Consider the following 21,093-nt stretch of genomic DNA (forward strand, 5'->3'; position numbering starts at 1 on the left):
GGTTCAGCGTCAGCCGGGCCAACGGGCTCGCGGGCGTCGGCGGCGACGGCGGCAGCGGCGGCGCACTCTTCAACCTCATCGGCACCGGGGGGATGGGCGGCAACGGCGGCGGCGGGGCCGGCGGGCCCGGCGGCGCCGGCGCCCTGCTGGTGGGCAACGGCGGTCCCGGCGGTGTCGGCGGCACCAGCTTCGGCGGCGACGGCGGGGCCGGCGGCACGGGCGGCCACTCCGGCTGGCTTCTGGGCTCCGCCGGCTCGGGCGGCGCCGGGGGCAACAACTTCGGCAGCGGCACCGGCGGCCACGGGGGGGCCGGCGGTGACGCCGGCGTGATCGGTTTCGGCGGGACCGGTGGGTCCGGCGGGTTCGCGTCGGCCGGCGCCGGCGGGGCGGGCGGCGCAGGCGGTGCCGGAGCCCTGCTGGCCGGCGACGGCGGTGCCGGAGGGGCTGGCGCGCAGGGCGCCACCGGCTTCGCCGGCGGGGCGGGCGGGGCCGGCGGCAGGGCCACGCTGCTCGGCCTCGGCGGGACCGGCGGGACCGGCGGGCTCGGTGCGCCGGCCGGCGGCGACGGCGCCACCGGAGCCAACGGATTGTTGCTGCCGGCGGCGGCGCTCAACGTAATCAACGCGCCGAGCCAGGCCCTGACCGGGCGCCCGCTCATCGCCAACGGCGCGCCCGGCGCCGCGGGCAGCGGCGCCGTCGGGGCACCCGGCGGGTGGTTGCTGGGGTCCGGCGGCTCCGGCGGCTCCGGCGCGAATGGCGTACCCGGCGGTGCCGGCGGTGCCGCGGGGTTGTTGGGTGCCGGCGGCTCGGGCGGAGCCGGCGGGTTCGGGGCGTCCGGCCCCGGCAGGGCCGGCGGCATGGGCGGCAGTGGCGGCTGGCTGTTCGGTAACGGCGGTCCGGGCGGGGCCGGCGGCGTCGGCGCCACCACCGGCGGCGGCGGGGACGGCGGGCGCGGCGGCGCCGGCGGGCGTGGCGGGTTCTTGGGCTCCGGTGGTGTCGGCGGGACCGGCGGGATGACCGGCCAGTTGACCCCAGGCTTGCGTCCCGGCGCCGGCGGTGCCGGCGGGGCCGGCGGGCCGCTCGGTGGGCTGGTCGGCGCCGGTGGCGGCAGCGGCGGGGTCGGCGGAGCATCCATCCAATCCGACGGCGGGGCCGGCGGACCGGGCGGCGCCGGCGGGACCGTCTGGGGTGGCGGCGGGTCCGGCGGCGACGGCGGTTCGAGCAGCAACGGCGCCGGCGGACCCGGCGGGGGTGGCGGGCCCGGCGGCGCGCTGGCGGGCAGCGGCGGGTCCGGTGGGGCCGGCGGATCCAGCGACAACGGTGCCGGTGGCACCGGCGGGCCCGGCGCCACCGCAGGGTGGCTGGGATCCGGCGGCGCCGGAGGCCCCGGCGGCACGTCCGGAGCAACCGTCGGGCCCGCCGCCGGCGGCCAGGGCGGGATCGGCGGCAACGCGACGTCGCTGGGCAGCGGTGGCGCCGGCGGGCCCGGCGGATTCGCCGCCGCGGGCCCCGGCGGGGCAGGCGGCCACGGTGGAGGTGGCGGGTCGCTGGTCGGCGACGGCGGTCCCGGCGGCGCCGGCGCGGATGCCGCACCGACCTCGCCCTTCGGCGGCGGTAGCGGCGGAAGCGGCGGCAACGCCTTCCTGGTCGGTGACGGTGGCAGCGGCGGCAACGGCGGCAACGCCGCAACCGTCGCGCTGCTGGGCGGACCCGGCACCGTGGGAGCCGGCGGGCTGCTGCTGGGCCGAAACGGGGTCCCCGGACTGCCGATGAGCCCGAACCTGCTCGTCAACCCCGGCTTCGAGACGGCAGACCCGTCCGGGTCGGGCTATAGCGGGGTGACCATTCCGGGCTGGACGGTGACGGGCACCCCGACGGTGATCGCGTACGGCACCCCGCGCGGTTATCCCGGGCCGTTCTCGATCCCGGATCTGCCGGGCTTCTTGAGCTTCCCAGGCACCCCGCCCCCGGGCGGCGGCAGCAATTTCGCCGGCGGCGGACCCGTGGCCACGTCCACCATCAGCCAGGTCGTCAACCTGTCCACTGCAGCCGGGAAAATCAACACCGGCACGACGCCGTACACGCTGAGTGGAATGCTCGGCGGCTACCTGGGCGACCCGTCCTCGGCCTCGACGCAGGTCACCTTCCTCAATGCCAACGGTGCCGTTCTGGGCACCGGCTCGACCGGGTCGGTCACGGCGCTGGATCGCCTGGGACTCACCGGGTTCCAGGCACGGGACGTCTCCGGGACGATCCCGGTGGGCACCACCAAAGCCGTGGTGACCGTGACCTTCGCCGACCACAACCCGGTGCTCGGCAACTACAACAACGCCTTCGCCGACAACCTGTCGTTCACCGTCGGCGATCCAAGCCTCGCCCAGCCGTCCCTCACCCCACCGGTGTCCAACGTCGGCCATCTGGATCACGTGTTCCTGATCTACATGGAGAACCACGGCGTCGGTGACATCCTCGGCAGCCCGAACGCGCCCTACATCAACGCCCTGATCAACAGCTACGGATACGCCGACAACTACTACGCCCTCGGTCACCCCAGCGACCCCAACTACTTCCGGATCCTGGGCGGAACGGACTACGGCATCGACGTCAACCCGCCGCCGAACGTCATCTACGGAAACAACAACCTCATGGCAAGAATGGATTCGTCGGGCGTCACCTGGGCCGGCTACGCGCAGAGCATGCCCTACCCCGGTGCCATCACCAACTCGGGTGACTACGCCGTCGACCAACTACCCTTCGCCATGTTCAACTACGTCTACGCCAACCCCAACCCGGCCTACCTGCCGACCCACCTGCTCCCGCTGACGAATTTGAGCACCGACCTGCAAAACCCCAATACCGCACCGCAATTCGCCTGGCTTGCCGCCAACGAGTCCTACAACATGGAAGGCCCCGTCAGCACTCCCACCGGCGCTCTCCACTTTCTGGGCAGCCAGCTCACGACGCACCAGTACAACATCGCCGCCGGTGACCAGTTCGTCCAGCAACAGGTGTCCACCATTCAGGGCTCGCCGACGTGGACCGACCCGACACAGAAGGACGCGATCATCATCACCTGGGACGAGGACTACAACAACCTGTCGCTGGGCATCGGCAACCAGGGCAACAACGTCCCCATGATCGTCATCCCCAACCAGGGCGCCGTGACGCTGGGCGAGATGCAATCGGGCCACTTCGTCGCCACCGGCCACTACGACCAGTACGGCCTGATGGCGACCATCGAAGACGCCTTGAGTCCTACGCCGGGAGCCCTGGGTCCGCTCACCGCCAACGACATGTACGCCCAACCCATGAACGAATTCTGGACGTAAACGGCAGCCCCGGCAGGCGCGGCCGGACGCCGAACGTCTGACCTCGGGAGTGTCGGATTGCCAAGGACTGGGCACTCCACCTTCGAGCCCTGGTTCGCACCTCAGAACACGTGGAAGGTCGGATGATGCCACACATAGTGATGACCGTATCGGGAACCGGTGTCGACATGTGGAACACCGCGCCACCGCAACCCGCCGGCGTAGGTTACGCACTGGCGACCGCGTTTCCAGACCTGTTCTACTGGCAGCCCGTCGGTAACTACCCGGCCAGCGTGTTCCCCATGGGCCCGAGCGTGGACGCCGGCGTCGCCGAGCTGAACAGGCTTTGCACGCAAATCAATCCACCAGGCGGGGCGCCGTCCTATCCGGACAATTCCATCATCCTGCTCGGGTATTCACAGGGCGCCATCGTCGTCTGCCAATTCCTGCACACGATCGCGTGGCTGAATCCGCAGATCGCGAACCGCATTGTCGCGGTGGGAGTTTGGGGAAACCCTCTCCGGCTGCCGGGTTTCGCTTCCGGCAACCAGTTCGCGGGATGGCCGATGCCGGCTGACGTTGACGGTGTTGTCACCGGCGGCGTCGCAGGCCCGGCCTGCATGATGCCCGCGGACGTGGCACCCCACCTACTGACGCCGGTCACGCATTTCTGGGGGGATTTCGTCAACACTATCGGCGTCGGCAACGACATTTACACCGACGCACCGGTCGGCCCCAACCCGTGGACAGCGGAGGCCGGCCCGGGTGTCATCGAAACGCAGATCTATAACATCGTCCAAAATGCAAACAGTCCAAACATATTCGCAATCCTTCGCGACGCGTTGAAGCTGGTGAACCCGACCACATCGGTTGAAGAAATCATCTCCATCACCGAGGCGATCTACAACGGGGGAATGTTCTTGGCGGCCGGCCCCAATGCATCTCACTACACCTACGACACCACGCCGATCTATAACTTCATCGCCTTGGCGGGCCAAGAGACGCAACCGTTTTCCACCGGTCAGGTCTGACCAGCCCCCATCGGTAGAGTGTCGGGGGACAGCCAGGAGAGGAAGCATGCGATCAGTTGCGTTGGCCGCCGCCATTGCCGCGGCCTTCGGAGTCCTCGCGCCGTCTGATCCGCCGGCACCGCACACCAGGCTTGCCGACCACACCGTCCCATTGGCTCCTCCCGCTGACCCCGGCGACGGTTCCCTGCCCAGCGGGGGCCAACTGACGCCGTTCGACATCCAATACTCGGCGATCGCGCGCCTCGACCCGGCGCTGTTGAAAGCGATCCAGGGTGCCGCGAATGCGGCCGCCGCGGACGGCGTCACCATGACCATCACCTCGGGCTGGCGGTCGCCGGAGTTTCAACAGCGGCTGCTCGACAACGCCGTCCGGACCTACGGCAGCCTCGCCGCGGCGCGGCAATACGTGCAGACCCCGGAGATGTCCAAGCACGTCACCGGCGAGGCGGTCGACGTCGGGGGTCCGGGCGCCGACCAGTGGCTCATCGCCAACGGGTCGCGCTTCGGGCTGTGCCGGATTTACGCCAACGAGCTGTGGCACTTCGAACTGGCGACGGACGCCGCGGGGAACTGCCCGGCCCTGTTGCCCAACGCGGCCGGATGACCGGGGCGGTTTGGTCCGCCGCTCCGTAACGGCAGACTTCAGGAGGGTAGGTCACAGGCTGGAATCAATTGACCGGGAATGCCCCACCTCGGCCCGTCGACGGAGATGTGCGCCTCGCTTGGGGCACACGCACGCGATCCCCAATTGAACCTGGTGTGTCAGCGGGTGCCGCTGCGGTGACCGATTCCCGACGCCATTGGCGGACCGCCGCTATCGCGGTCTTGAGACCACGACGACGCCCCGACGCCCGGTCGGTCCTGGCGAAGCCGGGCTCGAGTTCAGCGAACATTCGCTCGCTGCGGGTTTCCGGCGCGTCGTCGACCGTGTCGCGCAAGTATTTGTTCGGCAGTGACAGCTTGGCGATGGTGCGCCAAGTCTTGGCGTACTGCATCACAAAAGAGCCTGTGGTGTAAGGCAGGTCGTATTTGTCGCACAACGCGCGCACCCGCACCGAGACCTCGTGCAGCCGGTTGCTCGGCAGGTCGGGGTACAAATGGTGTTCGATCTGGTGGCACAGGTTGCCGCTGATGAACCGCAGCACCGGCCCGGCCTCGAAGTTGGCGCTGCCGAGCATCTGGCGCAGGTACCACTGGCCCTTCGTTTCGCCGATCATGTCGGTCTTGGTGAACTTCTCCGCGCCATCGGGAAAGTGCCCGCAGAAGATGACGGCGTTAGCCCACACGTTGCGGATCACGTTGGCCGCCGCGTTGGCCGTCAGCGTCGAGGTGTACGTCGCCGCCGGTGACAAGGAGGTGAGGGCCGGGAACGCCAGGTAATCCTTGAAGACCTGCCGCCCGGCCTTGGTCGAGAACTCACGCGTCTTCTCGAGGACGCTGTCGCGCTCCGGCCCGGCCGTCAACAGCTTTTCCAAGTCGACGGTCTGCAGGCCGATTCCCCACTCAAATCCCAGCGCGAGCAGGGCGTTGAACAGCAGGTTGCCGAGATTGAAGCCTTCCCAGGGCTGGTCGCGCGTCACCCGCAGGATGAAGTAGCCCACGTCGTCATCCATGCCGAGGATGTTGGTGTACTTGTGGTGCTGATGGTTGTGGGAGGCGATCCAATGTTTTGATGCCGCGCTCATGTCCCACTCCCATGTCGTGGAGTGGATCTCGGGATCGTTCATCCAATTCCATTGGCCGTGCATGACGTTGTGACCGATTTCCATGTTCTCGATGATTTTGGCCAGACCAAGGGTCAGGGTCCCCGCCCACCATGCCGAGCGTTTCGAGCTTCCGGCCAACAGGAGCCGTCCGGCGATATCGAGGGCACGTTGCGCGGCAATGGTGCGCCGGATGTAACGCGCGTCGCGCTCAGCAAGAGAATCCTCGACGTCCCGGCGGATCGCGTCCAGTTCGACGGCCAGATTCTCGATGTCTTCCGCAGTCAAGTGGGCAAAAGCTGGAACGTCGGTAATCGCCATGGCTTCCTTCTCTTGAAATTTCCCTGTGTGGGAGTTCAGCGTTCACGTGCACGGCGAGCCCCGTCAGTCCCCGAGGCCACTCCCTCGATCGCTCAACGCGCCTAGCGGGTCGGCCGTTCCCTCTGGGCCGGCGGACTTAGCTGATTCACAGGCTTATGAGGCGGATCTAATTTGCCTGCGCCTCAACCTCGTTCGTTGATCGGGTAGCCGAGCACGGCAAACCTGGAGGCCGCTCAGTACACGATAAGGGGTGGCTTTGTCTTTGACCGCCGCGGCGCACCGACAGTGGGATCCGTTCGCCCCGCCACCGCCCCTATCAGACCGATGGCGAGGAGCATCATCAAGGACCCCCTCCGAGCCGCTGGTCGACCTGACCGGCATGTGGTGCTCATCCTACGCTGCCGATTGGACCGTCTGTCGGCGACGGCCGGCTCTGGTTGCTCGACCTTCTCCTAACCGACAGACAACCCAGCCGGTGTTCCCGGAACGCAAGTCGCTTAGTGCTGTGGTCCACGCGTCTTGACGTCCCCCAGCGATGCGGTCGTGCGCATCAGACCGTTGTCAATTTCTAATGCCAGCGATTTTGGCATGAATTGGGGATGAGGAGCGGCACTACAGTTTCCTCACAGATTGATACCGATTGATACAGAGCAGTTTTGCGCCCACTTATTGATGCACGATGTGCCAGTACGCATCGTCGGCATATAGATGCGGGGAGCAGCCCCGCACGTCCATGCGCAAAACAGGGAGAGCCATGAAATCCATGAAATCACTTGCCGTCAGCGCGGCTGCACTGGCCGTCGTGGGCGGTGGCGCCGCCGGGCTGGCATCCAGCGCATCGGGTATCGCGCCTGCGGGCCTGCCTCAGGTGCAACTGGCCTCGGCCGGCGCGCCGCTACCACAGGACCCGCCGCAACCCGCGTCGACAATGATCCTCCCGACCCCAGACCAGTTGACTGGCATCCTCAACGACCTTTCCAATCCGGGCGTGTCGTATAGGACCAAAGATGGCCTGGTCGAGGGCGGCATCGGGTCGGGCGAGGGCCACCAGATGGATCACGAGCTGCGAGTGGCCTACCGGAACGGGCAGCTCCCGCTGTCGTTTGTCGTCTCCAACATCCAACAGAACGGTCCGACCACGGTCATGTCCGATGTGGCCGTCTCGGGACCGAAGCTGTCGGCGCCGGTCACGAAGCCGCTCATGTTTGTCAATCAGAACGGGAACTGGGTGTTGTCGAGCCCGTCCGCGACCATGCTGGTGCAGGCCGTCGCGGGGCACTGATTCCGACTTTCCGCCTTAGCGGCCGAGCCGTCGCTGACGTGGGCGGGGCTCGAACCGGATCGCGAGTTTCTTGACGGCGACCCGCGCGGCAGGCGAAGTGAACCGCCACAAGCCTTTAATCGTCTGCAGGACAGCGGTTCCGGGCCCGTCTCCGGCCCAGGCACGATTCGCGCCAGAACCGCCCCCGGGCGCGCGTTGACGCCGCGGTGAGGGTGGCGCGCACGCTCTATCCGCCCGAAAGTTGTTGTGCGAGAGCCCACGCGCTCTGCGCCAGGGCGCGGTAGCGGTCCCGGACGTCCGCTGAGCCGGCCCGGGAGTCGGCCGCGTTGCCGTCGAGCCCGCGCCGCCACACGCCGGCGGTGATGGAGGCAAGCCGGAACATGGAGAACACGATGAAGGCGTCGAGCGAGCGAGTTGGCTCTCGGTCCGCATGGCGACAGTAACTCGCGACGAATGCTTGCTCATCGGGTATGCCGGTGCCCGTCAGGTCCTCGCCCGCCACACCCCTGGTACCGCTGAATTCCGGCGATAGATGGTAGGTCAGACAGGTGTAGCCGAGGTCAGCCAACGGATGGCCGATGGTTGCCAGCTCCCAGTCCAGGACCGCGACAATCCGGGGCTCGGTCGGGTGGATCAGGACGTTACCCAGGCGGTAGTCGCCGTGCGCGATGCACGCCGGCTCGTCGTCCGCTGGCAGGTGTTCTGGCAGCCATTGCGCCAACCGGTCCATCGCCGGCATGTCCTCCACGCGCGCGGCCTGCCACTGCCTCGTCCACAGCGCCACCTGACGCTGCAGGTATCCCTCCGGTCTGCCGAACCCCTCGAGTCCTGCCGCACGCCAGTCCACTCCGTGCAGCGCGGCAAGCACCCGCGCGAGGTCCTCGTAGATCGCCGCGCGATGCGCCGGACCGACGGCGGGCAACGCCGGATCATGAAAGATGCGTCCAGGGAGGTAATCCATGACGAAAAACGTTGTGCAGATGACGGATTCGTCGTTGGACAATAGCCGCATGCGCGGCACCGGCACATCGGTGTCTCGCAACGCCGACATGACGCGGTGTTCGCGCTCTACGTCATGCGCCCGGGGCAGCAACCTGCCCGGCGGCTTCTTGCGAAGGACGTACTCGCCACCGGCGGTCTGCAGGTGGAACGTCGGGTTGCTCTGCCCGCCTTGAAACTGGCGAATCCTGAGTTGACCGTCGAAGCCTGGCAGTTGGCCGCGCAGGTACCGTGCCAGGGCGGCCTCATCGAAGCGGTGCGCCGGTAGCACCGGCACCAGTTCTGCCACACCGTCCATCGGTGCAACATTACTGTCGTAAGCCGACGCCGCAGCCCCGGTCAGTCGCTCGCGGCGCTGCCGTCCTTGCGGTCTGCCGGCGAGCCGGGTGTGGTCATGATCGCAACTCCTCGGTCAGCACCACGGTTTTCGGCCACCTCCATGTTCTTGGCCATGGGCGTCTCCCCTAGACCATGGCTGGTTTCGCCGGGCCGGAGTAGACCTCGAAAAATCGCGCCGCCATCTCGGCGGGTATGGACAGGTTGGCGTCGTGGTCGGTGCGCAGGCACACGACGCTCGGGCCCTCGTGCTCGCGCGAACGCCGCAAGGCGCCATCGAGGTCCTCGATGCGATCGACGTATTCGCCGTGGCAGCCAAGGCCTTGCGCCACGACGTCCCAACGGATTTCGCCCTGCGCGGTTCCGAATGTCGTGCCATACAACTGCAGCTCGTTGATTTCCTCCATCGTCCATGAGCCCTCAGCGAATACGATCACCGTGACGTTGACGTCCTCGCGGGCGGCGGTCTGCAGTTCCATCATGTTGAATCCGGCCGCCCCGTCTCCGGTGACGCAGACGACGTCGCGCTCAGGTGCGCCGAGTTTGGCGCCGATTGCCGACGGGATGCCGGTGCCGAGCATGCCGAGTTCGAGGATGGAGTGATACGAACGCGGCCGGGTCGGCGGCAGCATGGTGTAGGCCCACAGCGAGGTGTTGCCACCATCGACGGTGTAGACCGCGTCCGGACCGAACACCGCACCGATGGCACCCAACGCGTGCGCGGGATGGATGCCCGGGCCCTGCCATTCCAGGATCGGCGTGGCCATCTGCGTCCGTACCTGCTCGTCGAGCCGGCGGTAACGCGCCAGATCCGCGCCATCACGCGCGCCGGGGTCGATCGCACGCAGCCGAGCGGCGATACCGTCGAGCGCGGTGTGGGCGTCGGCGAGGATGCCCATGTGCAGGGCCCGCGTGACACCGAAATTGCGGGGGTCGATGTCGATTTGGATGAGTCGCTTGTCCATTGGGTCGCCCCAGTAGGTGTCATAGGGGACATCGAGATTGCCCATCCGCGAGCCGACGACGAGCAAGACGTCGGCCTCGCTGCGCGCAAGGTCACCGCCGGGGCCGAAGCCGAAGACGTAGTTGGGGTGGTCGCCCGGGACGCTCGCGCGGCCCGCCATCGAGCTCATCGCGGGGCAGGCGAGCCGCTCGGCAATCTCGAGTACACGATCGCGTGCGTCGGCGCGATCCACGCCCTGGCCTGCGATCAGCACCGGACGCTTCGCCGCGGCCAGGAGCGCGGCCGCCTCGTCGAGCTGGCGATCCGACGGCTGCGGCGGACCCACCCGGTAGGCAGCCGGCGCCAGTACGGGCGCGGTCTCGGGATCGCCGGTCTCGTAGAGGATCGGTGCCGGCAGCTCGATGTGGACGGGACCGGGGCGGCCACTGTGCATTTCGCGGAACGCCATTCGCAACACCTCGGGGATACGGGCCCACTCGAAGATGGGGCCGCCCCACTTCACCGCCGGGCGAAAGAGGTCGAGTTGGTCTTGTCCCTGAAAGGTGGACGGCGGCGACGGGTAGACGATGCCGAGGCGGTGCTGGGAGGTGATGGCCAGCACCGGAACGCCCTCGTGCAGCGCGGTGATCACGCCGGGCAGCAGGTTGGCCGAGCCCGGACCGGGGTTGCCCAGCACGGCGGCGACCTTGCCGGTGGTCTTGTACAGCCCCTCGGCCATGTGGACGCCGGCCGCTTCGTGCCGCACCGGTACCATCCTGATGCCATGTGGTTGCAATTGCGCCAGCAGCGGGTCGATCTCCGGACAGGGCAGCCCGAAGACAAACTCGATCCCTTCCGCTTGAAGAGCGCGCGCGAACAACTCGCCGCCGGTGATCTCAGTCATCTCCAACCTCCAGTCGAGGTCTGCTTCTTGAATTGGTTGTAGTGCCACGGTGCGGCACCGCCGCTGGGAAAGTCTTGACAAATCAGGACGAGCTCTTGACTTTTCAAGACAAGCCGACTGGCCTGAGCGCGGTACTCCCGGATTGGAGCACACCACTTCGCCGAGGGGCAGGGGACAAAGTCCCGCCTCGACCGGTCGCCGCTATGTCGACGTTCGCGTAATTCCCGGCCGCAGCGTTCACGGAATTCCGCAGGTGGTCCCGCCATGGTGCTGGACGTTGGCGGAGCAGCTTGTCAAGCGTGTGGTCGAGCTGCGCGGCTGCGCACACGTGCGCGGGGGCGGCAGGTGTGGGCGGTTAGTCCCGTGGTTGTGATCGCTGGGCACTGGGGTGGTCGAAGTGGTAGTGCAGGGCTCGGCCGAATCGGCGTATCGGGGTGATGTGGAACAGGATCGGCATGAGGTGCCTATAGAGCCGCGAGTAGTGTTGCTTGATCTCGACTGGATCCCAGTACCACGATTCGGAGTCAAAGATCAGGCCGGGGACCGCTTTTGCTAGGTCGTGCGGGTCGTTGATACTCCAGTCGAGTTGGGCGCCAGAGGCTTTCACTGGTGGGTAGCGGTGCAGCCCGCACACTCCCGCCGGGCTGTAGCCGTCGAAAACCAATTCACCGCTGGGGAAGCGGTCGGTGATGCGTCGCAGCATCGCGACGCCATCGGCAGCGCGCAGATACGGTGTCAATCCTTCGGCGACGACCACGACCGGCTTGTCGGCGGGGATGGTGTTGAGCAGCGCGGGATCGGTGACCGAGGCGGCGATGGTATGTAGACCTGCACGTGGCGAGAAGAGCCGCCGCCGCAGCCCGATGACCTCAGGCAGGTCGATGTCATACCAGTCGACAGTGGCTGGCGGGTTGACCCGGTAGACCCGGGTGTCCAGTCCGCAGCCCAGATGCAGCACAACGCATTCGGGGTGCACGTCGATGAAGCGCTGCACCCACCTGTCGTAGGCCTTGGCCCGCACTGCGGCCGAAATTTGGTCGCGCCGGCGCAGCCGCAACGCGGCGAAGTCGCAGTCCACCCGGTGCAGGGCCTGATCGGCCTCTCGATCGGAAAGTATCGAGTCTGGCTGACGGCTATCGAGGGCTTTGCCGTATAGCCCTACCAGCGCGGTCTGCTGCGTCCCTGTGAGACTGGCCTTTTCGATCTCTGCCATGTCGCTCCGACCTGGTCATGTTCTGGTAGCGAATAACGCTGGGTGCGGTCACGGCTTGGCGGGTTCGACCAGGATTTTGCAGTGTTGGGCGGGATCGGCGAGCGCGTCAAATGCGCCCGACAGGCCGTCGAGGCCCACCGCGCCGGTGATCATCGGGGTGACATCGACGCGGCCGTCGGCGATGGCGGCGAGCGCGCTGGCGAACTCGTCAAGGCTGTATGCGACGACGAATTGGACCGAGAGTTCCTTGGCGATCCCGTAGTAGGGCACGATCGTGTCGGGCTGCATGCATAGCCCCGCGACGACGATGCGGGCACCGATGGGGACGTCGTGCATGATTTGTTGGATGATTCCTGGCACGCCCACTGCCTCAAAGACCACGAGCGCAGCGGTACCGGCTGCGCGTCGCCCGGCCCGGACGGCGGATTCGGCTGCGGGGTCGACGGTTTGGGTCGCGCCCATCAGGCCGGCGAGTTCCCTGCGGCGGGGCGAGAAGTCGGCGCCGATCACGGTGTGGACCCCGGCGATGCGTAATGCGGCGATAATCGCCAGTCCGATCGGCCCGCACCCAAGCACGACGGCGGTTTCCCCGGGCTGCAGCGCTGATTTGGCGACGGCGTGCACGCCGACGGCCAGCGGTTCGGTGAGCGCGGCCAGCTGTGGCCGCAGGCCATTCGGCACCGGCACGACCAGCGGCGCTGACAACAGCATCAGTTGGGCGTAACCACCCGGGTAATCATTGTTGTAGGTCAGGCGGTGCACGCCGCTCTTCGAGAGGAGGACGGGCACCGACACCACTGTGCTGCCCGGGGGTGGGCCGTCGGTGTCCGGGCCGGCTTCGAGTACTTCTGCGCAGAATTCATGGCCCATGAAGACGTCTTTGGATAGGTCGACGTGGGAGTCACCGACGGCGGCGGGACCCAGGGTCGGCCACAGCTCGTCGTTGATGCCCACGATGGTTTGGGCATCGCGGAGGAAATGCAGATCCGTGCCGCAGATGCCGCACGCGAGTGTGCGCACCAGCAGCTGGCCGGGTTCGGGTCGGGGATCGGCGACATCGACTACGGCAAACTTGCCGTTATGGAACACGCCCGCGCGCATGCTGTGGCCCCTTCTTAAGTGAATTGAGCTGTCGCAGTGGCTATTCGGATGGGCTTTGTTGAAAGTAGGTGTTTGCGTAGTCGGCGAGCACCTGCAGCTCGGCTGGTCCTACAGCTTCCTCAAAAAAGGCCATGAGTCCGGCCATCACGTCCTCGCGGGGCAGGGCCTCGAGTTCGGGTGCCAGATCGGCGACCGTCCATGGCTCCTCGCCGCGCTGCACCTGCCCGTCGGGTGCCCAGCCGCGCAGCAAGGTGACGGTGGAGCCACGAACTGTCAAGAATTGGCCGGTCATCGGGCAGTCGGCGCTGGCCAGGTAGGCGGCCACCGGCGCGATCCGTATCGGGTCGCGCGGATCGAACTGCCCCTTGGGGGGTGCCTCTGAAAAGCCCGGAACGAAATCCAGGCTGGTGCGGGTGCGGATCATGCTGGGCACCAGGCAGTTGACCCGCACCCCGAGGCGGCTGAGCTCCAGGGCGTGCACGATGGTCATCGCCGCCACACCGGCTTTGGAGGCGGCGTAGTTGGACTGCAGCGGCAGCGGTTGGGTGAGACCTGACTCGGAAGCCGTGTTGATGATCACCCGGTCCACGCCCGAACCATGCTGGTCGACCTGGCCACGCCAGTAGTGCGCCGCCCAGCGGCTGACCGCGAAGGTGCCTTTGAGGTTGACCGCGATGACCGAGTCGAATTGGTCTTCGGTGATGATCTCAAGCGCCGCGTGGTTGTCGATACCCGCGTTGTTGACCAGGATGTGCAGGTCCCCGTAGGCCTCGGTCGCCGCATCGATCATGCGGCGCGCGCCCTGCCAGTCGGTCACGTCGTCGCTATTGGCGATCGCGTTGCCCCCGGCCACGGTGATCTCGTCGACCACGGCTTGGGCAAGGCCGGCATCGGCGCCAGTCCCGTTACGTTCGACGCCGCGATCGTTGACCACCACGCGTGCACCTTCCGCAGCGAAAAACAGCGCCTCGGCCCGGCCGATCCCCCGACCCGCCCCGGTGATCAGCGCCACCCGGCCCTCCAAACTGCCCATTACAGAACTCCCATCGCAGAGAAGCACCCGCTTTGGCAACATGATTATATCGAGTGTAAGTCTCTATCGAATGTACTGCTACTCTGAATGTAGATGACGTTTCCACGCTCGACTGACGAACTCGGTTTGCGCGACCGCAAGCGCCAGCGCACCCGCCAGGCGCTGATCAGTGCGGCCATGCGGCTGTTTGAAGAGAAGGGCTACGAGCAGACCACCGTCGCTGAGATCGCCGCGGCCGCCGAGATGTCAACCAAGACCTTCTTCAACCACTTTGCGAGTAAAGACGAAGTTCTTTTCCCGCACCTGTCGGCACGCATCGACGATGCGGTCGCGATCATCACGCAGCGCCAACCCGACGACCGCATGCCTGATGTTCTGGTGAAAGTCATGGAGCAAATGCTGGCCGACGCGGTCAGAGACGAAATCGACGGTGGGTTGGCGTCAGTGCGGCTGCCCATGATCGTCTCGGTGCCCTCAGTGCAGGCGGCCACCCTGCACCGGTATTTCCAAGCCGAAACCCGCCTTGCCGAGGCGCTTCACGACAGCTACTCCGACCTTCTCGACGCCCCGGCAGCCGGCGCTGTCATTGGCTCACTCATGGGCGCAGCCCTGGCCGCCGCGCTGATCTGCCTGCAACGCGGCGACACCACCGAACAGGTCCAAGCCGCAGCCCGTCGGGCTATCGCCATCGCCATGGCGGGAGTACGCAACATGGTTGATAAGCCCTCGCCGGCAGCACCTCGCTCCAGCTAGAACATCCTGATGTCGCCGTTCTAGCCGCCGGATACTTCTGCTCGTCCACGGTTAACTCCCTCATCGAGGTCAAGGATCAGCCGACTTACCTGTCAACCATCTGCCGAAGCGGTACAAACAGGTGGTGGGGGCTGATCGCAGCAAATCGCCCGCAACGCAACGCTTTTTGAGGCGAAGCCGCGCCGAGAATTCGAACCGCGAAGTGTTCCAACCGCGCCCCGAGGCCGAGTCGCAGGTCTTCACCCCAGCGCGAATCTCAACCCTCACGCGCCACGGAAGATCAGCGCGCTTGCACCACTCCGCCCGCCGGGTGCTCCTCGACGTCGTTGAGAATCAGCTCGCGCACGGCGGGACGCGGTCCGTACGGTCGCAGCATGGTGCTGGCCGGCCGCGGACGCACGTGCTGCGGCCACCAGAACCAGCGCCCCAGCAAGGTGGCCAGCGACGGCGTCATGAACGACCGCACGATCAAGGTGTCGAACAACAAACCCAGCGCGATCGTCGTACCCACCTGGGCCATCACCAGCAGCGGGCTGAACATGAACGTGGCCATGGTCGCGGCGAACACCAGACCGGCGGAGGTCACCACCGAGCCCGAACCGGCCATCGCGCGGATCGTCCCCGTTTTGAGCCCGGCGCGGATTTCCTCCTTGAACCGCGATATCAACAGCAGGTTGTAGTCCGAGCCGACCGCCAGCAGCAGGATGATCGCCATCGCCAGCACCATCCAGTGCAACTTCATGCCCAGGATGTACTGCCATAGCAGCACGGAGAGTCCGAATGAGGCGCCCAATGACAGCAACACCGTACCGACGATCACAAAGGCCGCGACGACGCTTCGGGTGATCACCAGCATGATGATGAAAATCAGTGTGGCTGCGGCAATTGCGGCGATCAGCAGGTCGATGTCAGAGCCGTCGTGCATGTCCTTGTACGTCGCGGCGGTACCGCCGAGGTACACCTTGGAGCCCTCCCAGGGCGTGCCCTTGATCGCCTCGTGCACGGCCTGCTTGATCGGTTCGATGTGGCTGATGCCTTCGGGACTCGCCGGGTCGCCTTCATGGGAGATGATCAAGCGCACGGCGTGCCCATCCGGCGAGATGAAGTTCTTCAGACCCCGCGCGAAATCCGGGCTCTTGAACGCCTCCGGCGGAAGGTAGAAGGTGTCGTCGTTCTTGGCCTTGTCGAAGGCATCGCCTTGGGCGGTGGCGTTGTCGGACTGCGCTTTGGCCTGTTCGTTGAGACCCATCTGGGTCGCGTAGTTCGACATGATGGTGTCGAGGTTGTGCTGCTGACTTTCGATCTGCGGAGGTATCAGCGCCACCAGCTTCGGCTGGATGCGATCCAGCTTGTCCAGGTTCGCGCTCAGGTTCACGATGTTCTGCGCCACCTGGTCGATGCCGTCGAGCGCGTTGAAGATCGACCGGATCGCCCAGCAGGCCGGAATGTCGTAGCAGTGCCGCTCCCAGTAGAAGTAACTGCGAATCGGCCGGAAGAAGTCGTCGAAGTTGGCGATGTCGTCGCGCAATGCCTCCGTGATTTGCACGGTTTCCTTGGTGAGCCTGGTGGTTTCGTGCGTCGTGTTGCTCAGATCCTGGGTGACCTGCATCTGCTCATGCAGCGTTGCCATCGTCTTGCGCAGTTCGTCCGCCTGCTTGAGCAGGTTTGCCGCCTGCTCGTCCTGATAGTGCTGGGTCTGGATCCGCGCTGCAGCTTGTGCACCCATCTGAAAACCGAGGGTGCTGTGGTCGAGCGGCGTGCCCAACGGTCGGGTGATGGTCTGCACCCGTCCGATACCAGGGATGTGGAAGACCGCCTTGGCCACCTTGTCCAGGATCAGGAAATCGGCCGGGTTACGCAGGTCGTGATCGGTCTGGATCATCAACAGCTCGGGATTGAGCCGAGCCTGGTCGAAGTGCCGGTCCGCGGCGGCATAGCCGACATTGGCCGGGGTGTCCGCCGGCAGGAAGTGGCGGTTGTCGTAGTCCGTCTTGTAACCGGGCAGGGCGAGCAGACCAACCAATGCGACCCCGATGGTCACCGCGAGAACCGGCGCGGGCCAGCGGACGACCGCGGTGCCGATGCGACGCCAGCCCCGGGTCGCCAACTTGCGCTTCGGATCCATGAGCTTGAAGAACGAAGCCACGGTCAGCACTGCAGGGCCTAGGGTCAACGCCGCGAGCACCGCTACCAACATGCCGATGGCGCACGGTGCGCCCAATGACTGGAAATACGGCAGTCGGCAGAAGCTCAGGCAGTACATCGCGCCGGCGATGGTCAGGCCCGACCCGAGCACGACATGTGCGGTGCTATGGAACATGGTGTAGAAGGCTTGTTCACGGGTCTCGCCCAGACCGCGCGCCTCGTGGTAGCGGCCGACCACAAAGATCGCGTAGTCCGTTCCGGCGGCGATCGCCATCAACACCAACAAATTGTTGGCGAACGTGGAGAGTCCGATGATCTCGTTGTTGGCCAGCAAGGCAACGACGCCTCGAGCCGCGGCCAACTCGATGAACACCATCGCCAGCATGATCAGCATGGTGGTGAACGAGCGGTAGACGAACAGCAGCATCACCACGATCACCACAAAAGTGACAAGAGTGACGAGCGCGACGCCCTTCTCGCCCGCGTGGGACTGGTCGGCGAACAGTGGACCCGGGCCGGTGACGTATGCCTTGATTCCCGGCGGCGCGGGCACCGAGTCCACGATCTTGCGGAGGGCCAGGGCAGACTCGCTGGCCAGCCCGCCACCCATGTTGCCGGCGAGGTAGACCTGGACGTACGCGGCCTTCTGGTCGTGGCTCTGGGAACCCGCCGCCGTCAGCGGATCACTCCAAAAATCCTGGACGTGCTGAACGTGTTGCTTGTCTTGCTCGACGCGCCTGACGATCTCGTCGTAGTAGCGGTGCGCGTCGGCCCCGAGCGGCTTGTCACCCTCCAGCAAGATCATGGCCGAGTTATCGGAGTTGAACTCTTTGAACGTCGATCCGACCTTCATCGTCGACTGAAAGGATGCCGCGTCAGTCGGACTCATCGACACCGAGTGGGCCTTGGAGACGGCCTCCAGCTGCGGCGACGCGGTGTTGGTTATGAACACGATCGCCAACCACACCAGGACGATCGGCAGGGCAAGCCGATGGATCATCCGCGGCAGGAACGGCGGGATCAGCGGCTGGTCGACGCGCGGCGGCGCCTGGCCTGGCTCGCTCATGCGGACTTGTCCAGGCAGTAGACGAAGGGGTTCACGGTTTCGTTGGAATCTGAGCGATTCGGAGCCTTGATGACGTCACCGTGCCCGTCGTGGTTGTTGACGACGAATTGGCAGGCGATCCAACTGCCGTCTCCTTGCGCCACCAGGTTCGCCGGGATGCCGGGCTTTGTTGAACTCAATACTTTGCTCCAGGGCAAGGGCACGTTGAGGGCCTGCTGCGGATGGGAATTTTCGTCGAGGTAGTTGATGGTTGCCGTGCTGCCCGGCGAGCCCCAGACCTCGAGCGTGATCGTCTTGGCGTTGAACTCGTCGAGGACCTCGCCCGAGGTGCCGCCACCGAACGAACCCTTGTGCACGCCGAAGACGCCGTGCAACCGGTACACCACGAATCCTGAGAGCGCGACGACCGCTGCGATCGTAAGCACCAGCCAGTAACGCCCCAGAAGGCCTTTTTTCCTGGCACGCTTCGGGGTGACATTCTTTTCCTCCGTGCCGGCGGAGCTCTGCTTCTCCAACGGCTCGGTCCTTGGCTCAGTCGTCGTCATGGGTACTCCAAGTCCTTCCCCTCTGCATGGGCTGGAGTTCGCCAAGCCATAGCTCCCCGGCCTCCCTGTTCATGGCTTCTCCCCGATGAGGCCGACGCACGTGGCGGTCAGCAAGCGGGTCAGAGCCGACGCGAAGTCCAGATTCCATTCCGGCGGAATCACTTCCGGCTCCTCGGCATAGGCGTCGGTGAGGCGCTCCGGCGGGTTGGCGACCTGCCACAGCGTGGCCGCGAGCGAGTACGCGGCCAGCAAGATGTCGAGCGACCCCGAACGGCCGAGTTCGGGCAGCGCGCTCTCGATGGAATCGGCGAGCGAGAGTGTGGCGGCGGTGCTGATGCGCTTGACCTCGACGACCCGCTCGACGTCCACCTCGTGTTCCAGGTGCAGGTGCAGGTTGGCAAGCAGGTCGCAGAACAACGGGTCCTGGGCCAGGGCTTCGGCCAGTGTCTCGGCGATGCGCGAGGGCGACTTCGCGCCGGGCTCGGCCAGCTTCTCCGACACGGTATTGGACCACCGCACCCAGCCCTCGGCGGACAGATGCAGCAGGACTTCCTTGTACGAGGTGAAGTAGCGGCGTACCGCCGAATAGTGAATTCCGGCGCGGCTGGCGACCGCGGTCAGGGTGACCGACGCGACGCCCGTTTCCATTGCCAGCGAGCGTGCGGCTTCCACGAGGGCCTCCGCACGTTGGCGCTTCTCTTCCTCGGTGCGAGCGCGCTGGAATGTTAGTTGCGCCACCGGCTGAGCCTAACGCACATTGTGTGATTTGCATAACGCACAGGGTTTGTCTACGCCTGGTCGTCTCGGGCCCGCCCGATCATTTGGGCCCAACCGGGGCGTGCCCGATGACGCCGCCTCGCCGGGCTGCCTGGTGACCGGTTGGTAGAAGAGATTGATTGAACGTTTAATCAATAATATGCTGATGTCGTGGGTGCCAGACACGAACAGGCTCAGCGCCGGCGCGACGAGCTGATCGCGGCCGCGTTAGCAGTTTTTGCCCACAAGGGCGTAGATGGCGCATCCATCAAGGACATCGCGCGGGCCGCAGGGGTTACGCCTGGGCTGCTTTACCACTATTTCGACAGTAAAGAGGATCTGGTCACGGCCGTCCTGGCTGAGCGCGGCTTCATGCCGCAGTTGCAAGCATTGCTCGGGGAGCACGCAGATCAACCGGCGACGGTCGTATTGCCGAGGCTGATCCGGGCGTTCGACGAAACGCTTGCGGCCAACGCTGATTTGGTGTCGCTATTTTTTTCGGCCAGTCATGCCGGCACGGCGCTGCAAGACTTCGTCTCCACCGGGCAGCACCTGCTGCAGTCGTATCTGAAATCACGCGTCACGGCCGGGGAACTCCGGCCTGGCCTGCTAGAGGCGGCTGCTCGCACTTTGTTCGCGGCGGTGGCGATCGGTCACAAGACGGGCTATCGAGTCGATGTCGACGAGCTCGTCGAGCTCGTCTTAAACGGGTTGACGACGTAATCACCTGCGGAGGTTGCTATGTCGTATTTGTTCAGCGATCACCAGCGTGCGCTCGCGCCGCTACTGTTCCCCGGTGCGGGGCCAGATGCGTCACGCCGGGGGCCCGTGTTGCCTTACTTCCAGGCACCTCCCATGGTGCCGATCCACAAGCCGGTGTCTGAATTGACCATCGGGCTGCTAGTCAGTCTGGGTGCTCGGGCGCCCGGGCAGCCCCCGCTGCAGCGCACCAATGACCTGTCCTACCGGCTCATCGACCGCAGTGTGCCCAGCGAGCAGATCGTGTTCGACCACGCGACTCCGGCACGTTTCTGGGCCGACGAGGACCTCAACGTCGCGTTTCCCCGCGACCGCATGGCTGAGCTGGAGGCCGAGGGCACCATCGGCGCGTTGGCGCCCGAGGCGGTCAGCATCTGCGGGTCAATCACCAAGTGGGAGCAGCTGGCCACCGACACCGCGCCGCGCATCCGTGACGAATTCGCCCGCCAGAACGTCGACCTGGTGCTGGTGGTGCCGTTCTGCCCGCAGTGCCATCAGGCCGACGCGGTGCTGGCGCGCGCGTTGGAAGCCCGGGGACTGCCCACCCTGATGCTGTCCACCCTGCGTGACATCTCCGAGGCCTACCTGCCGCCCCGCACCGCACTCGTCGACTACCCCATCGGCTCGCCTTGTGGCCGAGTCGGTGACCCCGAACATCAGCGCGCCACCCTACGCGCAGCGCTGACCTGCCCGTTGGACACGACCGCACCCCAGCTGTACCTCGTCGACCTGCCCTATCAGGCCGACGGCGGCCACGACTGGATCGAAACCGTTCAGGCGGCCTACCGCGCCAACCTCGCCAACCTTCGCGAAAACATGCGCCTGCACGGCGGCTTTGAATCCCTGGCCGGCCATGAGAACGACTTCGCGACCCGCTGCAACTGCTAACGAGTCG

Annotated in this window: 15 protein-coding genes and 1 pseudogene; 7 read left to right on the top strand and 9 right to left on the bottom strand. The window is 66.0% G+C overall.

Annotated features, from left to right (window positions below; all coding sequences use genetic code 11):
• From A5696_RS29265 to A5696_RS22280, 3 genes are all read left to right on the top strand, one after another.
• Nucleotides 1-3,329, top strand: a 3,329-nt coding sequence (locus tag A5696_RS29265) for an alkaline phosphatase family protein (protein WP_067883167.1), incomplete at its 5' end; no start/stop codon positions are given.
• 140 nt (nucleotides 3,330-3,469) lie between these two features.
• Nucleotides 3,470-4,339, top strand: coding sequence for a cutinase family protein (locus A5696_RS22275; RefSeq protein WP_197517052.1), 870 nt, complete (start codon nucleotides 3,470-3,472; stop codon nucleotides 4,337-4,339).
• A 46-nt stretch (nucleotides 4,340-4,385) separates the two neighbouring features.
• The gene (locus A5696_RS22280) at nucleotides 4,386-4,943 is read left to right on the top strand and encodes a M15 family metallopeptidase (protein WP_067883169.1); all 558 of its coding nucleotides are present in this window, start codon (nucleotides 4,386-4,388) and stop codon (nucleotides 4,941-4,943) included.
• A 187-nt stretch (nucleotides 4,944-5,130) separates the two neighbouring features.
• On the opposite strand, the pseudogene A5696_RS22285 reads toward A5696_RS22280, so the two are convergent.
• Nucleotides 5,131-6,363 (bottom strand): annotated as a pseudogene (locus A5696_RS22285) (fatty acid desaturase); the annotation flags it as partial.
• Nucleotides 6,364-7,117: 754 nt separating this feature from the next.
• Here A5696_RS22285 and A5696_RS22290 point away from each other — a divergent pair.
• The gene (locus A5696_RS22290; RefSeq protein WP_067883170.1) at nucleotides 7,118-7,645 is read left to right on the top strand and encodes a hypothetical protein; all 528 of its coding nucleotides are present in this window, start codon (nucleotides 7,118-7,120) and stop codon (nucleotides 7,643-7,645) included.
• Between the two features lie 226 nt (nucleotides 7,646-7,871).
• Here A5696_RS22290 and A5696_RS22295 read toward each other — a convergent pair whose 3' ends face one another.
• From A5696_RS22295 to A5696_RS22315, 5 genes are all read right to left on the bottom strand, one after another.
• The gene (locus A5696_RS22295) at nucleotides 7,872-8,942 is read right to left on the bottom strand and encodes a phosphotransferase (protein ID WP_067883171.1); all 1,071 of its coding nucleotides are present in this window, start codon (nucleotides 8,940-8,942) and stop codon (nucleotides 7,872-7,874) included.
• A gap of 166 nt (nucleotides 8,943-9,108) precedes the next feature.
• A complete protein-coding gene (locus A5696_RS22300; protein ID WP_067883172.1) occupies nucleotides 9,109-10,827 on the bottom strand; it encodes a thiamine pyrophosphate-binding protein in 1,719 nt (572 codons plus the stop codon).
• A 355-nt stretch (nucleotides 10,828-11,182) separates the two neighbouring features.
• Nucleotides 11,183-12,040, bottom strand: a complete 858-nt coding sequence (locus tag A5696_RS22305) for a class I SAM-dependent methyltransferase (RefSeq protein WP_067883173.1) — start codon at nucleotides 12,038-12,040, stop codon at nucleotides 11,183-11,185.
• A 48-nt stretch (nucleotides 12,041-12,088) separates the two neighbouring features.
• A complete protein-coding gene (locus tag A5696_RS22310; RefSeq protein ID WP_067883174.1) occupies nucleotides 12,089-13,141 on the bottom strand; it encodes a zinc-binding dehydrogenase in 1,053 nt (350 codons plus the stop codon).
• Nucleotides 13,142-13,181: 40 nt separating this feature from the next.
• Nucleotides 13,182-14,153, bottom strand: a complete 972-nt coding sequence (locus tag A5696_RS22315) for an SDR family NAD(P)-dependent oxidoreductase (RefSeq protein ID WP_369803377.1) — start codon at nucleotides 14,151-14,153, stop codon at nucleotides 13,182-13,184.
• 114 nt (nucleotides 14,154-14,267) lie between these two features.
• Here A5696_RS22315 and A5696_RS22320 point away from each other — a divergent pair, with 114 nt between their 5' ends.
• Nucleotides 14,268-14,927 (top strand): TetR/AcrR family transcriptional regulator, encoded by a 660-nt coding sequence (locus A5696_RS22320; RefSeq protein ID WP_067883176.1) that lies wholly within the window; start codon nucleotides 14,268-14,270, stop codon nucleotides 14,925-14,927.
• 280 nt (nucleotides 14,928-15,207) lie between these two features.
• On the opposite strand, the gene A5696_RS22325 is transcribed toward A5696_RS22320, so the two are convergent.
• The 3 genes from A5696_RS22325 to A5696_RS22335 all read right to left on the bottom strand — a co-directional run bounded on the left by A5696_RS22325 (nucleotide 15,208) and on the right by A5696_RS22335 (nucleotide 19,421).
• Nucleotides 15,208-18,138 carry an RND family transporter gene (locus A5696_RS22325; protein ID WP_067883177.1) on the bottom strand — a complete coding sequence of 977 codons (2,931 nt, stop codon included), beginning with the start codon at nucleotides 18,136-18,138 and terminating at the stop codon, nucleotides 15,208-15,210.
• Entirely contained in the window at nucleotides 18,135-18,683 is a 549-nt protein-coding gene (locus A5696_RS22330; RefSeq protein ID WP_067883178.1) for an MmpS family transport accessory protein, read from the bottom strand. Before A5696_RS22330 ends, A5696_RS22325 begins: the two co-directional genes overlap by 4 nt.
• A 69-nt stretch (nucleotides 18,684-18,752) precedes the next feature.
• Nucleotides 18,753-19,421 carry a TetR family transcriptional regulator gene (locus A5696_RS22335; protein WP_067883179.1) on the bottom strand — a complete coding sequence of 223 codons (669 nt, stop codon included), beginning with the start codon at nucleotides 19,419-19,421 and terminating at the stop codon, nucleotides 18,753-18,755.
• Nucleotides 19,422-19,610: 189 nt separating this feature from the next.
• On the opposite strand from A5696_RS22335, the gene A5696_RS22340 reads away from it, so the two are divergent.
• Together A5696_RS22340 and A5696_RS22345 are read left to right on the top strand one after the other, a co-directional pair.
• A complete protein-coding gene (locus A5696_RS22340) occupies nucleotides 19,611-20,162 on the top strand; it encodes a TetR/AcrR family transcriptional regulator (RefSeq protein ID WP_067883180.1) in 552 nt (183 codons plus the stop codon).
• A gap of 153 nt (nucleotides 20,163-20,315) precedes the next feature.
• A complete protein-coding gene (locus A5696_RS22345; protein ID WP_197517053.1) occupies nucleotides 20,316-21,086 on the top strand; it encodes a glycine/sarcosine/betaine reductase selenoprotein B family protein in 771 nt (256 codons plus the stop codon).
• The last annotated feature ends 7 nt before the right edge of the window (nucleotides 21,087-21,093 follow it).

This window comes from Mycobacterium sp. E2699, assembly GCF_001666745.1.
GTDB lineage: Bacteria > Actinomycetota > Actinomycetes > Mycobacteriales > Mycobacteriaceae > Mycobacterium.

Coding starts and splice junctions, on each gene's coding strand:
- A5696_RS22275 (WP_197517052.1), top strand. CDS start 3,470: ATGACCGTATCGGGAACCGGTGTCGACATGTGGAACACCGCGCCACCG.
- A5696_RS22280 (WP_067883169.1), top strand. CDS start 4,386: ATGCGATCAGTTGCGTTGGCCGCCGCCATTGCCGCGGCCTTCGGAGTC.
- A5696_RS22290 (WP_067883170.1), top strand. CDS start 7,118: ATGAAATCCATGAAATCACTTGCCGTCAGCGCGGCTGCACTGGCCGTC.
- A5696_RS22295 (WP_067883171.1), bottom strand. CDS start 8,942: ATGGACGGTGTGGCAGAACTGGTGCCGGTGCTACCGGCGCACCGCTTC.
- A5696_RS22300 (WP_067883172.1), bottom strand. CDS start 10,827: ATGACTGAGATCACCGGCGGCGAGTTGTTCGCGCGCGCTCTTCAAGCG.
- A5696_RS22305 (WP_067883173.1), bottom strand. CDS start 12,040: ATGGCAGAGATCGAAAAGGCCAGTCTCACAGGGACGCAGCAGACCGCG.
- A5696_RS22310 (WP_067883174.1), bottom strand. CDS start 13,141: ATGCGCGCGGGCGTGTTCCATAACGGCAAGTTTGCCGTAGTCGATGTC.
- A5696_RS22320 (WP_067883176.1), top strand. CDS start 14,268: ATGACGTTTCCACGCTCGACTGACGAACTCGGTTTGCGCGACCGCAAG.
- A5696_RS22325 (WP_067883177.1), bottom strand. CDS start 18,138: ATGAGCGAGCCAGGCCAGGCGCCGCCGCGCGTCGACCAGCCGCTGATC.
- A5696_RS22330 (WP_067883178.1), bottom strand. CDS start 18,683: ATGACGACGACTGAGCCAAGGACCGAGCCGTTGGAGAAGCAGAGCTCC.